The sequence below is a fragment of the Streptomyces sp. NPDC086835 genome, assembly GCF_044745705.1.
GTDB lineage: Bacteria > Actinomycetota > Actinomycetes > Streptomycetales > Streptomycetaceae > Streptomyces.
Genome location: NZ_JBIVAU010000003.1, coordinates 314,141 through 328,221 on the forward strand (window position 1 = coordinate 314,141; position 14,081 = coordinate 328,221).

The 14,081-nt window shown below is 72.4% G+C and carries 11 protein-coding genes; 9 read left to right on the forward strand and 2 right to left on the reverse strand.

Translation table 11 applies throughout. The features are described 5' to 3' along the window. The first annotated feature begins 140 nt into the window (after nt 1–140). From ACIPJI_RS13010 to ligD, 4 genes are all read left to right on the forward strand, one after another. A complete protein-coding gene (locus tag ACIPJI_RS13010) occupies nt 141–368 on the forward strand; it encodes a DUF6458 family protein (RefSeq protein WP_307704651.1) in 228 nt (75 codons plus the stop codon). Between the two features lie 256 nt (nt 369–624). Further along, nucleotides 625–1,950, forward strand: coding sequence for an NAD(P)/FAD-dependent oxidoreductase (locus ACIPJI_RS13015; RefSeq protein ID WP_402246131.1), 1,326 nt, complete (start codon nt 625–627; stop codon nt 1,948–1,950). Nucleotide 1,951: 1 nt separating this feature from the next. Further along, nucleotides 1,952–3,799 carry a transketolase gene (locus tag ACIPJI_RS13020; protein WP_356621746.1) on the forward strand — a complete coding sequence of 616 codons (1,848 nt, stop codon included), beginning with the start codon at nt 1,952–1,954 and terminating at the stop codon, nt 3,797–3,799. Then, nucleotides 3,796–4,716, forward strand: coding sequence for a non-homologous end-joining DNA ligase (ligD, locus tag ACIPJI_RS13025; protein ID WP_402246133.1), 921 nt, complete (start codon nt 3,796–3,798; stop codon nt 4,714–4,716). Before ACIPJI_RS13020 ends, ligD begins: the two co-directional genes overlap by 4 nt. Before the next feature lie 24 nt (nt 4,717–4,740). On the opposite strand, the gene ACIPJI_RS13030 is transcribed toward ligD, so the two are convergent. Continuing rightward, nucleotides 4,741–4,911: a hydrophobic protein gene (locus tag ACIPJI_RS13030; protein WP_307704647.1), complete on the reverse strand. Its 171-nt coding sequence runs from the start codon at nt 4,909–4,911 to the stop codon at nt 4,741–4,743. Between the two features lie 78 nt (nt 4,912–4,989). On the opposite strand from ACIPJI_RS13030, the gene ACIPJI_RS13035 reads away from it, so the two are divergent. From ACIPJI_RS13035 to ACIPJI_RS13045, 3 genes are all read left to right on the forward strand, one after another. Next, the gene (locus ACIPJI_RS13035; protein WP_356621743.1) at nt 4,990–5,502 is read left to right on the forward strand and encodes a DUF6328 family protein; all 513 of its coding nucleotides are present in this window, start codon (nt 4,990–4,992) and stop codon (nt 5,500–5,502) included. 116 nt (nt 5,503–5,618) lie between these two features. Then, nucleotides 5,619–6,269 (forward strand): LAETG motif-containing sortase-dependent surface protein, encoded by a 651-nt coding sequence (locus ACIPJI_RS13040; protein ID WP_402246137.1) that lies wholly within the window; start codon nt 5,619–5,621, stop codon nt 6,267–6,269. A 530-nt stretch (nt 6,270–6,799) separates the two neighbouring features. Continuing rightward, complete coding sequence (locus ACIPJI_RS13045; RefSeq protein ID WP_402246139.1) at nt 6,800–10,273, forward strand: phosphodiester glycosidase family protein; 3,474 nt, start codon at nt 6,800–6,802, stop codon at nt 10,271–10,273. Between the two features lie 138 nt (nt 10,274–10,411). Here ACIPJI_RS13045 and ACIPJI_RS13050 read toward each other — a convergent pair whose 3' ends face one another. Beyond that, on the reverse strand, nt 10,412–11,482 hold the full coding sequence (locus tag ACIPJI_RS13050; RefSeq protein ID WP_402246140.1) for an enoyl-CoA hydratase/isomerase family protein: 1,071 nt from the start codon (nt 11,480–11,482) through the stop codon (nt 10,412–10,414). 144 nt (nt 11,483–11,626) lie between these two features. Between ACIPJI_RS13050 and ACIPJI_RS13055 the strand changes: the two genes are divergently transcribed. After that, nucleotides 11,627–12,793 carry a serine hydrolase domain-containing protein gene (locus tag ACIPJI_RS13055; protein ID WP_402246142.1) on the forward strand — a complete coding sequence of 389 codons (1,167 nt, stop codon included), beginning with the start codon at nt 11,627–11,629 and terminating at the stop codon, nt 12,791–12,793. A 95-nt stretch (nt 12,794–12,888) separates the two neighbouring features. Next, nucleotides 12,889–14,067 (forward strand): acyl-CoA dehydrogenase family protein, encoded by a 1,179-nt coding sequence (locus tag ACIPJI_RS13060; protein WP_356621734.1) that lies wholly within the window; start codon nt 12,889–12,891, stop codon nt 14,065–14,067. Nucleotides 14,068–14,081: the final 14 nt, after the last annotated feature.

The window sequence follows — 14,081 nt, forward strand, 5'->3', positions numbered from 1 at the left end:
GCCCGGTGCCCTATCCGGCGGCCGCCACGGCGGTGTCGCCCGGCGTACATGCATGGCCCTACCTCAGGCGGGTACCCGCAACGGACCAGCTGACAAAGACAAGAACGGACCGGCTGAACTGACAGAAACAGGTGAGTCACATGGGTCTTGGCGGATGCATCATCCTGATCGCCGCCGGAGCGATTCTCACGTTCGCCACCGACTGGGAGGTGGAAGGCGCGAACCTCGACGTGGTCGGGCTGATCCTCATGGCCGTCGGCATCATCGGAGTCGCCACCTTCACCAGCATCGCCCGGCGACGGCGCGTGGTCGTGCCGCCCTCGACGCCGGTGGTCGAGGACAGGCCGACACCCCGCACGTACGAATGAGGAGGGGCGTAACCCTCCTCGCACGGACGAATGACGACAGGGCGAACCCCGCAGGTACGAACGAGAACAGGCGTGAATCCCGCACGTACGAAGGCCGATCGGCGCGCGTACGGAAGGCGCGTCGCCCGGGAAATCGCCCGGGCCGGCCGGGGCGCCAGGGGGCGCCCCCCGGGTTTGACCGGCGGCGCCGAGGGCACCCGGAGCGCGCTCGACGCGCACGTCCCGTAACCGTTCACGTCTGAGAACGGAGCCGATTGTGAGCCGTTCCCGAGTCGTCGTCGTGGGAGCCGGGTTCGCCGGTTTCCAGGCGGCCCGCACTCTCAGCCGGACCCTCCGCGACGATGCGGAAGTGGTCCTGCTCAACCCGACCGACTACTTCCTCTACCTGCCGCTCCTGCCGCAGGTGGCCGCCGGCATCCTCGAACCCCGCAGGGTCACCGTGTCCCTGCCCGGCTCGCTGCCGCGGGTCCGACTGGTCCTCGGCCGGGCCACAGGGGTCGACCTCGACGGGCGGCACGTCCACTACGAAGACACCGAGGGAGGGACGGGCCGGCTCGACTACGACCGGCTCGTCCTCGCCGTCGGCAGCGTCAACAAGCTGCTCCCCGTCCCCGGTGTCGCCGAACACGCACACGGCTTCCGCGGGCTGCCGGAGGCCCTCTACCTGCGGGACCACGTCACCCGGCAGATGGAGCTCTCCGCCTCCGCGGGGACCAGGGAGGAACGCGCCGCCCGGCGCACCTTCGTCGTCGTCGGGGCCGGCTACACCGGCACCGAAGTCGCCGCCCAGGGCGCCCTGTTCACCCGGGCGCTGGCGGACCGGCAGCGCACCGGCCACCGGGAGCCCCCGCCGCGCTGGATCCTGGTCGACATCGCGGAACGGGTCCTGCCCGAGCTGGACCGCAGGCTCTCCGACACCGCCGGCCGGGTGCTGCGCGAGCGGGGCGTCGAGGTCCGCACCAAGACCTCCGTCAAGGAAGCCACGGCGAACGGGGCGCTGCTCGACGACGGGGACGACATCGCCACCCGCACCCTGGTCTGGTGCGTGGGCGTGCGGCCCGACGCGCTCGTCTCCGAGGTCGGACTGCCCGTCGAGCGCGGACGGCTGGTCGTCGACTCCAGGCTCACCGTGCCCGGTCACCCCGAAGTCTTCGCGTGCGGCGACGCCGCCGCGGTCCCCGACGTCACCAGGCCGGGCGAGTACACGCCGATGACGGCCCAGCACGCCTCCCGTCAGGGCAGGACGGCCGGCCGCAACGTCGCCGCGTCCCTCGGCCGCGGCACCCCCCGCGCCTACTCCCACCACGACCTCGGCTTCGCCGTCGACCTCGGAGGCGTCAAGGCCGCCGCCAACCCGCTCGGTGTCGCGCTGTCCGGGCCGCTCGCGGGCGCGGTCACCCGCGGCTACCACCTCGCCGCGATGCCCGGCAACCGGGTGCGCGTCGCCGCCGACTGGGCGCTCGACGCCGTACTTCCACGGCAGGCGGTCCAGCTCGGGCTCGTGCGTTCCTGGTCGGTCCCGCTGGACACCGCTTCGCCCGAACTGGCGCGCGTCGGCGGCGCCCCTTCCAAGGAGCAGTGAGATGCAGGACGAACAACTCATGGAACTGGCTCAGCAGTTGCGCGTCGACGCGGTACGCGCCGCCGATGCCGCGGGCTCCGGGCACCCCACTTCTTCCATGTCCGCGGCCGACCTCGGCGCCGTGCTGCTGGCCCACCATCTGCGCTACGACTTCGACCGGCCCGAACACCCGGGCAACGACCGGCTCGTGCTCTCCAAGGGGCACGCGTCACCGCTGCTGTACGCCATGTACGTGGCGGCCGGGGCGATCGACGAAGAGGAACTCCTCACCTTCCGCAAGCACGGCAGCCGCCTCGAAGGACACCCCACCCCGCGGCTGCCCTGGGTCGACGTGGCCACCGGCTCACTCGGCCAGGGGCTGCCCGTCGGGGTCGGCATGGCCCTCGCCGGCAAGCGGCTGGACCAGATCCCGTACCGCGTATGGGTGCTGTCCGGCGACAGCGAGATGGCGGAGGGCTCCGTCTGGGAGGCCGTGGAGCACGCCTCGTTCGAACGGCTGGACAACCTGACGCTGATCCTCGACGTGAACCGGCTCGGCCAGCGCGGCCCCACCCGCTTCGGCTGGGACCTCGACGCGTACGCCCGCCGACTTCAGGCCTTCGGCTGGCACACCGTCGAGGTGGACGGGCACGACGTCAGGGCCGTCGACGACGCCCTGTCGGAGGCAGCCGGCACGGTCGGCCGCCCCACCGCCGTCATCGCCCGCACCGAGAAGGGGCACGGCGTGTCCGCCGTGGCGGACCAGGAGGGCAAGCACGGCAAGCCCCTGGCCGAGGCGTCGGACGCGATCGCGGAACTGGGCGGTGTGCGCACCGCCAGGATCGAGGTCCAGCAGCCGCCTGCGGCCCGGGTCCTGCACGAGCGGCACACCGAAGGGCTCACCCTCCCCGCGTACGACACCGGCGACAAGGTCGCCACCCGCACCGCGTACGGGCAGGCGCTGGCCGCTCTCGGCTCCGCACGCACGGACGTCGTCGCGCTCGACGGCGAGGTCGGCGACTCGACGCGCACCGAGTACTTCGCCAAGGAACATCCCGGCCGCCACTTCCAGTGCTACATCGCGGAACAGCAGCTCGTGGCCGCCGCCGTCGGCCTGTCCACACGGGGCTATGTCCCCTATGCCGCCACGTTCGCGGCCTTCTTGACCCGCGCCCACGACTTCGTACGGATGGCTGCCGTCAGCCGCGCTTCCGTCAACCTCGTCGGCTCCCACGCCGGCGTGGCCATCGGCCAGGACGGGCCCTCGCAGATGGGACTCGAGGACCTCGCGATGTTCCGCTCGGTGCCAGGCAGCACCGTCCTCTACCCGTGCGACGCCAACCAGACCGCGCGGCTCGTCGCGGCCATGGCCGATCTGCCGAACGTGAGCTACCTGCGCACCAGCCGCTCCGACATGCCGGTGATCTACGGCCCCGAGGAGGACTTCCCGGTCGGCGGCTCCAAGGTGCTGCGCGCCTCGCACCGCGACCGCGTGTGCGTCATCGCCGCAGGAGTGACCGTGCACGAGGCGCTGACCGCCGCCGCCGTCCTCGAACGGGAAGGCATCCCGGTACGCGTCGTCGACCTCTATTCGGTCAAGCCCGTCGACGCGGGCACCCTGCAGAGCGCGGCCGACGACACCGGCTGTCTGCTGACCGTGGAGGACCACCGCACGGAGGGCGGCCTCGGCGACGCGGTGGCCGAAGCGTTCTCCGACGGACGCCCCATGCCGCGGGTGATACGCCTCGGGGTGCGCAACATCCCGGGATCCGCCTCGCCCGAGGAACAGCTGCACGCCTCCGGCATCGACGCCGAGTCCATCAGTGCGGCCGTGCGCCTGCTCGTCGCGGAAGCGATGGTGCACCCGTGAAGGAAGAGCGGACCCACCCCGTGCGGGCCGGCGGGCGGACCGTCGAGATCCAGCGGCCGGACAAGGTGCTCTTCCCCGACGACGGCATCACCAAGGCAGATCTGGCCGAGTACTACCGGGCCGTCGCGCCGTACATGCTGCCGCATCTACGCGGCCGGCCGCTGATGCTGGAACGTCACCCCGACGGCGTCGGCGGGCCCCGCTTCATGCAGAAGAACACCCCGGAGAGCTATCCGGAGTGGGTGCGCAGGGTGGAGGTCGGCAAGGAGGGCGGCACCGTGGTCAACACCGTGTGCGACAACACCGCCACCTTGATGCACCTGGTCGACCAGGCGTGCATCACCTTCCACCGGTGGCAGTCACGGACCGGCCGGCTGGAGCGGCCCGACCGGCTGGTGTTCGACCTGGACCCTTCGGGCGACACGGCCGACGACTTCGAGACGGTGCGACGCGCGGCGCGGCAGCTCGGTGAGCTCCTCGACGATCTGCGCCTCAACTCGGTCCTCATGACCACCGGTTCCCGCGGGCTCCATGTGATCGTGCCCCTGTCGGGAGACACCGACTTCGACGGGGTGCGTTCCTTCGCCCAGGAGGTGGCGGAGACCCTCGCGGGACGCGACCCCGACCACCTGACCACCGCGGTGCGCAAGCAGGCCCGAGGCGACCGGCTCTATCTCGACGTGCAGCGCAACGGCTACGCGCAGACCGCGGTGGCGCCCTATTCCGTGCGTGCCAGGGCGGGCGCGCCGGTCGCCGCACCGATCAGCTGGGACCAGTTGGACGACCCGCGGACGGGCCCGCGGCGGTGGACGGTCACGGACGCCCTCGAACAGGCACGCACCGACCCGTGGGGCGACGCGCTCGGCGGCCGGCGGGCATTGGGCCCCGCCGGCCGCCGGCTTGCCGCCCTGCGATAGGGGCGGCCCTTCGTCACTCCACCACTACCACCTGTACCAGCGAGAACGCCCGCCACCCGCCGTCGTGCTGCGCATCAGGAATCCCAACAGCCAGATCACCAGGACGGCGAGGGCGATCCACCACAGGACCTCCACCGCGAATCCGGCGCCGAACAGAACGACGGCGAGAAGGAGAACGAGCAGGATAGGAACCATTGTCTGCACCTCCATGACGGCGGGTGCCCGCATTTTCCCGCCGCACACACTGTCCGATGCGAATGGAGCCTGAGCGTAATGGACCGGAAAAGGGGCAATGACAGTGGAAAGGGAAATGGCGTACGCGGCCGCGACGAGACAGAGGAGGAAAGGGCCGACCGCAGGTGGGCGGACCTGCTCCAGGAATTGCGGGTCGCGCAGACAGGCGTGCAGATCCTCTTCGGTTTCCTGCTGACGGTCGCGTTTCAGCCACGCTTCGTCGAGTTGTCACAGACCGACCAGACGATCTACTCGGTGACCGTCGTACTGGGCGCCGCGACCACCGGGGTGCTCATCGGTCCCGTGGCGTTCCACCGGATGCTCACCGGCCGCCGGCTCAAGCCGCAGACGGTCTCCTGGGCCTCCCGCCTGACCGTGCTCGGTCTCGTGCTGCTGCTGTGCACGATGGCGGCCGCCCTCCTTCTCATCCTCCGGGTGGTGCTCGACGACACGATCGCGCTGTGGCTCGTCGTCGCCATGGTGGTGTGGTTCGTGGTGTGCTGGTTCGTTCTGCCCGCGTGGACCCGCGCGACGCGCCGCGGACTCGACTGACGTGATTTCAGCCGCCGTATCCCCCAAGGGGAAGGGGCGGTTGTCGTGCCATGAGGCGTCAGCGGTACTGTGCGCGCACCGCCAGACGCATTGGCGCGGTAATCGTGGAGGAACCAGTGACTGAGACCAGAAGAACGTGGCGGCGTACGGGAGCGCTCATAGCCGTCGCTTCGGCCGGCGCACTCGGCGTCGGCCTTTCCGCCGCACCGGCGATCGCGCACACGCCGGTGTGGTCGGTGACCTGTGACAAGGTCAGCGTCGACCTGACCGCGTACAGCCCCACCGAGGAGAACACCGTGACCATCACGGTGGACGGCAAGGAACTGCTGCCGACGAAGACCTTCAAGAAGGAATTCCACGACAAGCTCGACCTTCCCGAGCACGACAAGGAACTCACCGTCCGTCTGGTCGTCGTGGCCGGCGACGGCGACCAGTTCTCGCGCGACGAGTCCAAGACCGCGCCGGTCTGCGACGACGCGACCCCGAGCCCCACGCCGTCGACGACGCCCCCCTCGCCGACGCCGAGCGAGACCTCGCCCACCCCCAGCGAGACGCCGAGCACCAGCGCCCCGGCCACCAGCGCCCCCGCGACCAGTGCGCCCGCGACGCCTTCGGCGCCGCCGAGCACCGGGACGCCCGGCGGCGGCCTGGCCGAGACCGGTGGCTCCAGCGCCACCCCGGTCATCGCCGGAGCGGCTGCCGCGGTGATCCTCGCCGGCGGCGGCATCATGTGGGCCGCGCGCAAGCGTCGTAGCGCCCAGCACTGACATGACGTAGGCGGGCGGACCGTGACGGTCCGCCCGCCTTTCGCTGTCCCGGTCCGAGCCGAAGCGGCCGCCCGCGCGGCCCCCGCCCGTCCCGCCGCGGCAAGGCCGCCTCCGTGTCCGAGCCGGAGACCTCGGCGCGGTCGTCCGGACACTGACCACCACGCCGCGTTCTACGGTCCCGCCGAGGGCGCCGCGCTCCGCCTCTGCGCCCGCCGACTCACCGGCCACGGCAGGGCCATCGGCCACCCGCGGCCCGAGACGCCCCGGGGCAGCGCAAGCGGTGGACGACGGCGCGCGTCCGTCGCGCCGCGGACACTCCAGCGGCACCGGATTCCCACGCCCCGCCGGCAGTCGGCCGGCATCGGCGTGGTGACACGGGGTGCTGATGCCCCGTCACGCGAAGATGCCAGTGCGTTCCTTGTGTTCTCCCGTCCTTCATCCCGACCTCTGGCGCGATCCTCTTGGCCCGGCGATGCTGTCCGCCGACAGCGCTTACTGCACGCTCAACCAGCCATCCTCCAGGAGTACTTGTGGGCCTTGGCAGAGCAAGACACACCGTCGTGCTGGCCGCGACGCTGTCCGCACTCGTGGTGGGGGCCGCCGCCCCCGCCGTCGCTGATCCGCCGCCCCCGCCACGGCAGACCGCCGAAATACTGCGGCCCGTCGCACCGCCGCCCGCCAGCGCCGCCGGCGGCAGCCAGACAGCCGTCGCCGACCCCGACGGCATCGAGACCGCCCGCGCGTCCCGGCCGATCGCACCCGGCGTCCGGCTCACCTCGTACGACCGGCTCGAGGCCGGCAAGTGGCTGCGCGTCGACGCGCTCTCCGTCGACCTGGGCAGCGGCGTACAGGCCGACTACCTGTCCTCGGGGAAGGTCGCCGACCGCGGCAGCGTCTCCGAACTCGCCGCCCGGCACGAAGCCGGCGAGGGCCGCCGCACCGTCGCCGCGATCAACGGGGACTTCTTCGACATCAACCAGACCGGCGCACCGCAGGGCCCCGGCGTCAAGGACGGCGAGATCACCCACTCGCCCGCCCCAGGAGCCCACCGGGCCGTCGGCATCGGCCCGGAAGGCGCGGGCCGGGTGCTGCAGATGTACTTCGAGGGCACCCTCACCGTCCCCGGCAAGACCCACCCGCTCGGCGCGTACAACGCCGCCAACGTACCGGCGGGCGGGATCGGGGCGTACACCTCGGCATGGGGTGAGGCCGACCGCGCCCTCACCACCGACACGGCGACGCCCGTCGCGGAAGCCGTCGTACGCGACGGCAAGGTCGTCGAAGTGCTCGACCGGCCCGGGACCGGGGCCGTGCCCGCGGGCACCACGGTCCTCGTCGGCCGCGAGGCCGGGGCCCACGTACTCGCGGCCCTGCGGCCGGGCGACGCGGTGAAGGTGGAGTACCGGCCCCGCACCGACAGCGGCCCCGTGCCGCGCACCGCGGTCGGCGGCCGTGAACTCCTCGTCGTCGACGGCGTCGCACAGAACCACGACGGCGCGGGCAACAACACCGCCGCGCCCCGCACCGCCGTCGGCTTCTCGAAGGACGGTCGGGCGATGCGGATCATCACCGTCGACGGCCGGCAGGCCGACAGCGGCGGCGTCACCCTCACCGAGCTCGGCCTGATGATGAAGAAGGCCGGCGCGCACAACGCGCTCAACCTCGACGGCGGCGGCTCGTCGACCCTGGTCGCCCGCGAACCGGGCAGTGACGCGCTCCAGGTGGAGAACAGCCCCTCCGACGGCAGCGAGCGCGAGGTCCCCAACGGCCTCGCCCTCACCGCCCCCGAGGGCAGCGGCAGGCTGCGCGGCTACTGGGTCGAGACCGCCGTGCCGGCGTCCTTGGCCCCCACGGCCGACCCGGTGCTCGGCGGTCACCCGGAGCGCGTCTTCCCCGGGCTCACCCGCAGGCTCACCGCCGCGGGTTACGACGAGACGTACGGACCGGCCGCCGGCGCCCCGCACTGGCGCACCTCGCGGCCCTCCGTCGGCCGGGTCGACCAGGACGGCGTCTTCCGGGCACGGCGCAGTGGCACGACCGAGGTCCGCGCCGAACGCGCCGGTGCCGAAGGCGGCATCCGGCTCACGGTGCTCGACGACCTGGCCCGCATCGAGCCGACCACCCGTCGGGTCTCCCTCGCCGACCCCGGCACGGCCGGCGCCTTCGGTGTCCTCGGCCTCGACGCCCAGGGCAACAGCGCGCCGATCGAGCCCGCCGACGTACGACTCGACTACGACCACGACCTGTTCGACGTCCGCGACGACGGACGCGGCTCCTTCACCGTCACCGCGCGCACCGGAGGCAGCACCGCCGGGCGGATCACCGCGACCGCCGGGGGCGTGAGCACCACGCTCGCCGTGAGCGTCGGCCTCGCCGAGCAGGCCGTCACCGGCTTCGACGACGCAGGCTCATGGACCTTCAGCCAGGCCCGGGCGAGCGGCTCCGTCGCACCGACACCGGACGGGCACGACGGCACCGGCCTGAACCTCACCTACGACTTCACCCGGTCGACGGCGACGAGGGCCGCCTACGCCAACCCGCCGCAGCGGATCCCGGTCGCCGGACAGCCGCAGTCCTTCACCCTCTGGATCAAGGGCGACGGCAACGGCGCCTGGCCCACCCTCCACCTGAAGGACGCCGCCGGGTCCGATCAGCTGCTGCGCGGGCCCTACATCACCTGGACCGGGTGGCGGCAGGTGAAGTTCGACGTGCCGCAGGGCGCGGCGATGCCGCTGGCGGTGCACCGGTTCTACCTGGCGGAGACCGCCGCGAACCGGCAGTACACCGGAGGGATCGTCATCGACGGACTCGACGCGCAGGTGCCCCCCGCGGTCGATCTGCCCCGCGTGCCTCCCGTCGTCGACCCGCTGATCGATCCCGCGGCCGTCACGGAAGGACGGGACTGGCGGTTCGCCGTCATGTCCGACGCCCAGTTCGTCGCCCGCGCCCCGGACAGCCCGATCGTCGCCCAGGCCCGCCGGACCCTACGGGAGATCAAGGCGGCACGGCCCGACTTCCTCGTCGTCAACGGCGACCTCGTGGACGAGGGCTCACCGGCCGACCTGGCGTTCGCCCGCCGCGTGCTCGACGAGGAACTGGGGGGCGACCTGCCCTGGTACTACGTGCCCGGGAACCACGAGGTGATGGGCGGGAGGATCGACAACTTCGTCGCCGAGTTCGGGCCCGCGCAGCGCACGTTCGACCATCGCGGCACCCGCTTCGTCACCCTGGACACCTCCAGCCTGACTCTGCGCGGAGGCGGACTCGCCCAGATCAAGGAGCTCCGGGCCCAGCTCGACGCGGCGGCGGTCGACGCGGGCATCGGGTCCGTGATGGTCGTCGAGCACGTCCCGCCACGTGACCCGACCGTCCAGCAGGCCAGCCGGCTCGGCGACCGCAAGGAGGCCGCGCTGATCGAGAACTGGCTGGCGGAGTTCCGCCGTACGACCGGCAAGGGCGCGGCGCTGATCGGCAGCCATGTCGGCGTCTTCCACGCCGCGCACGTCGACGGCGTGCCCTACCTCGTCAACGGCAACTCCGGCAAGGCCCCGGCCGGCCCGGCGGACGAGGGAGGCTTCACGGGCTGGTCGCTCGTCGGCGTCGACGACGTCTCACGGGCCGAGCAGGCAGCAGCGCGCCGGGCACCGTGGGAGGCCCGGCCCGACTGGCTCTCCGTCCAGACCCGGACGCATGTGGACGGGCTCGACCTGGAGGCGCCCGCCGCCCTGCGGCCCGGCGAGAGCGGGGACGTGAAGGCGACGGTCGTCCAGGGCACGCGCCGCGTTCCCGTGGCGTACCCCGTCAGCGCGGACTGGTCCGGCTCGCCCAACGTCCACATCGGACGGGCGGACGGCGCACGGGGCCGCCACGTGGCGTCCTTCGACCCGGCGACGGGCCGCCTCACGGCGCTGCGTCCCGGGGAGTTCACGCTGGCGGTGACGGTGAACGGCACGACCACCGAGGTACGCCGGAGCGTGGTGTCGCTGCGGGACCGGGCGGCGTGACGCGGAAGGGGCGGGGCCTTCTCCCGCCCCGCCCCTTCCGGTCACGGCCACGGCCTCGGACAGACGCGGGCCGGCGCTTCGGAGCGGCGCTTCGGAGCGGCCTCGGCCCCGGAGGAGGCAAGGGCCTTGGTTCCGGGGTCAGTCGGTGAGTCCGAGGCCCGGCTCGCCCGCGGCGAGCGGGGCGAAGTGCTGTTCGACGTCCTTCTCGTGGACCGCGTCGAGCCGCGCGGGCGACCACCGCGGGTCGCGGTCCTTGTCGATGACCTGGGCGCGGATGCCTTCGACCAGGTCCGGCGAGGCGAGGGCCGTGCAGGAGACCCGGAACTCCTGCTCCAGAACGGGCTCGAGGGCGCCCAGCGCGCGGGCCCGGCGGATCGCGGCGAGGGTCACCTTCACAGCGGTGGGAGACCTGCTCAGGATGGTCTCCGCGGCCTCCTTGGCGGCGGGTTCCCCGCAGTCCGAGAGCCGTTCGACGATCTCCTCCGCGGAGCCGGCGGCGTAGCAGTGGTCGATCCAGTCGCGATGGGCGGCGAGCTCCGCCGCCGGGGGCTCGGCCGCGTACCGACGCAGCGCCTGGGCGGGATCCGCCGACCGGAGGGACCGGGCGAAGCCGGCGAGCCGGTCGCCGGGCACGAAGTGGTCGGCCAGGCCGAGCAGCAGCGCGTCGCCGGCGCCGACCGCGTCACCGGTGAGCGCCAGGTGGGTGCCGAGCTCGCCGGGCGCCCGCGCCAGCAGGTGGGTGCCGCCGACGTCCGGCACGAAGCCGATCCCGGTCTCCGGCATGGCGACGGCCGAGCGTTCCGTGACGACCCGGACGCTGCCGTGCGCGGACACACCGACGCCGCCGCCCATCACGATGCCGTCCATGAGCGCCACGTACGGCTTGGCGTAGCGAGCGATCCGCGCGTTGAGCCGGTACTCGTCCCGCCAGAAGGCCACCGACGCCCGGCCGCCGGCGCGCGCGTCGTCGTGGATGGCGCGGATGTCCCCTCCGGCGCAGAGCCCCCGCTCACCGGCGCCGGAGACGACCACGAGGGCGATGTCGTCGTCGTGCTCCCAGGCCTCGAGCGCAGCGTCGACGGTTCGCACCATGGTGTGGGTGAGCGCGTTGATGGCCCGGGGGCGATTGAGGGTGATGTATCCGGCGTGCCCTTCGGTGCGCAGCAGCACCGAACCGTCGCGCAGCGGTGCGGAATCGTCAAGGGCCATCGCGTCGTCCTTCCGGTCCGGGATCGTACGGGTCCATCCTCGCTCACCCGCGACCAACCGCCGTACGCCCCCTTCCCCCTCAGTCCGACCAGTCGGTATGTTCGCTGCGACGTGCAGGGACAAGGTGACGGAGGACTGCCGGACATGGCGGAGCGACCCATCAGCATCGAAGGCCACTGCGACGAGCGTTTCTCGGCGGTCCGTGCCGCCTTCGAGAAGAACTTCACCGAACGGGGAGAGCTCGGTGCCGCCGTGACCGTCCTCGCCGACGGCGACAAGGTCGTCGACCTGTGGGGCGGCTGGGCGGACGACGCCCGGACCGTGCCGTGGCAGAGCGACACCGTGGTGAACGTGTGGTCCACGACCAAGGGGCCGACCGCCCTGTGCGCCCACGTCCTCGCCGACCGCGGGCTGCTCGACCTGGACGCGCCGGTCGCCGACTACTGGCCCGAGTTCGCGGCGGCGGGCAAGAAGAGCGTCCTCGTGCGCCACCTGCTCTCGCACCGGGCGGGCCTCGCCGGACTGCGTGAGCCGCACTCGCTCGACCAGCTCTACGACTGGGAACTGACCTGCGCCCGGCTGGCCGCGACCGAACCCTGGTGGGAGCCGGGCACCCGCTCCGGCTACCACGCGATCACCTACGGCCACCTCGTCGGGGAAGTGGTGCGCCGGGTCAGCGGCCGGCTGCCGGGCGAGTTCCTGCGGCAGGAGATCACCGGACCGCTGGGCATCGACTTCACCATCGGCCTGCCGGAGCGGGACTTCGGCCGGGCCGCCGAGTTGGTGCACCCGATGGCCTCCAGGAGCAGTGAACAGGCGGCGGTCTTCGCCCAGTTGGCACCCGTCGCCATCGCCGCCCTGACCAACCCGCCCACCGGCGCGGACGCGGCCAACTCCGCCGGGTGGCGGGCCGCGGAGATCCCCGCCGCCAACGGCCACGGCACCGCCCGCGCCGTCGCCGCGCTGTACGGCATCCTCGCCGGGCAGGGGCAGCTCCACGGGCACCGGGTGCTGTCGCGGGAGGCTGCGGAGCGGGTGCGCGAAGGCCAGGGCGGCTGCCCCGATCTGGTCCTCGCGGCCGGCTTCGCGCACGACACCGAGGCCGGCCTCGGCCTCTGGCTGAGCGGCACGAACGGCTCGTACGGGCCCAACCCCCGGGCCTTCGGCCACGACGGCTTCGGCGGCTCCTGCGGACTCGCCGACCCTGAAGCCGGCATAGCCATGGGGTACGTGATGAACCGTATGGGCCCGCACATCGCGGACGACCCGCGCAAGATGGCCCTCGTCGAAGCCGTCTACGCCTCCCGCTAGCGCGCCTGGGCACGGCCCTTCCGGATTCTTGCAACACGTTCTACTGTGTGCGCGCCGCCGCGCAAGGGGCGCACCGCGAGACGCCTGGAGGGGCCGTGCACCTTCAATACACGCCGCAGCAGGAACAGTTACGCGCAGAACTGCGCAGGTACTTCGCGGGGATCGTCCCCGACAACGCCTACGCCCGGTACGCCGAGCCGGCCGCCAGGAAGCGCTTCTACCGTCGCACGATCCGCCGGCTCGGCTCGGACGGCTGGCTCGGCGTCGGCTGGCCCGAACAGTACGGCGGCCGCGGTCTGACCCCCATGGAGCAGTTCATCTTCTTCGACGAGGCGGCCCAGGCAGGAGTGCCGCTGCCGCTGATGGCACTCAACACCGTCGGGCCGACGATCATGCAGTTCGGCACCGACGAGCAGAAGGCGTACTTCCTGCCGAAGATCCTCTCCGGTGAGCTCGACTTCGCCATCGGCTACAGCGAACCGGACGCCGGCACCGACCTCGCCGCGCTCAGGACCCGGGCCGTGCGGGACGGGGACACGTACGTGGTCGACGGACAGAAGATCTGGACCACCAACGGCGACACCGCCGACTGGATCTGGCTCGCCGTCCGTACCGACCCCGAGGCCCCGCCCCACAAGGGCATCACCATGCTGCTCGTACCGACGACCGACCCCGGCTACTCCTGCACGCTGATCAACACCCTCGCCTCGCACGACACCACCGCGAGCTATTACGACAACGTGCGCGTTCCCGTCGCCAACAGGGTGGGCGAGGAGAACAAGGGCTGGCGGCTGATCACCAACCAGCTCAACCACGAGCGGGTCACCCTCGCCGCCCACGGCACCATGGCGATCCGCGCACTGCGCGACGTCCAGCGCTGGGCCGCCGACACCAAGCTCACCGACGGCCGCCGGGTGATCGACCTCGGCTGGGTGCGTGGCCGTCTCGCCCGCACCCACACACGGCTCGACGCCATGAAACTGCTCAACTGGCAGATGGTGAACGCCGTGCAGGACGGCACCCTCACCCCGCAGGACGCCTCCGCGGTCAAGGTCTACGGCTCGGAGGCCCGGCGCGACGCCTACGCCTGGCTGATGGAGATCGTCGGCGCGGCGGGCCCCCTCAAGGAGGGCTCGGCGGGCGCGGTCCTCGGCGGCGAACTGGAACGCGGCTACCGTTCGGCCGTGATCTTCACCTTCGGCGGCGGCAACAACGAGATCCAGCGCGAGATCATCTCGTGGATCGGACTGGGGATGCCGCGGGTGCGACGCTGACCGGCTGCGACGAG

Bases quoted from the DNA above. Each gene is read 5' to 3' on its own strand.
- ACIPJI_RS13010 (WP_307704651.1), top strand. From the start codon at position 141: ATGGGTCTTGGCGGATGCATCATCCTGATCGCCGCCGGAGCGATTCTC.
- ACIPJI_RS13030 (WP_307704647.1), bottom strand. From the start codon at position 4,911: ATGGTTCCTATCCTGCTCGTTCTCCTTCTCGCCGTCGTTCTGTTCGGC.
- ACIPJI_RS13035 (WP_356621743.1), top strand. From the start codon at position 4,990: ATGGACCGGAAAAGGGGCAATGACAGTGGAAAGGGAAATGGCGTACGC.
- ACIPJI_RS13050 (WP_402246140.1), bottom strand. From the start codon at position 11,482: ATGGCCCTTGACGATTCCGCACCGCTGCGCGACGGTTCGGTGCTGCTG.
- ACIPJI_RS13020 (WP_356621746.1), top strand. From the start codon at position 1,952: ATGCAGGACGAACAACTCATGGAACTGGCTCAGCAGTTGCGCGTCGAC.
- ACIPJI_RS13055 (WP_402246142.1), top strand. From the start codon at position 11,627: ATGGCGGAGCGACCCATCAGCATCGAAGGCCACTGCGACGAGCGTTTC.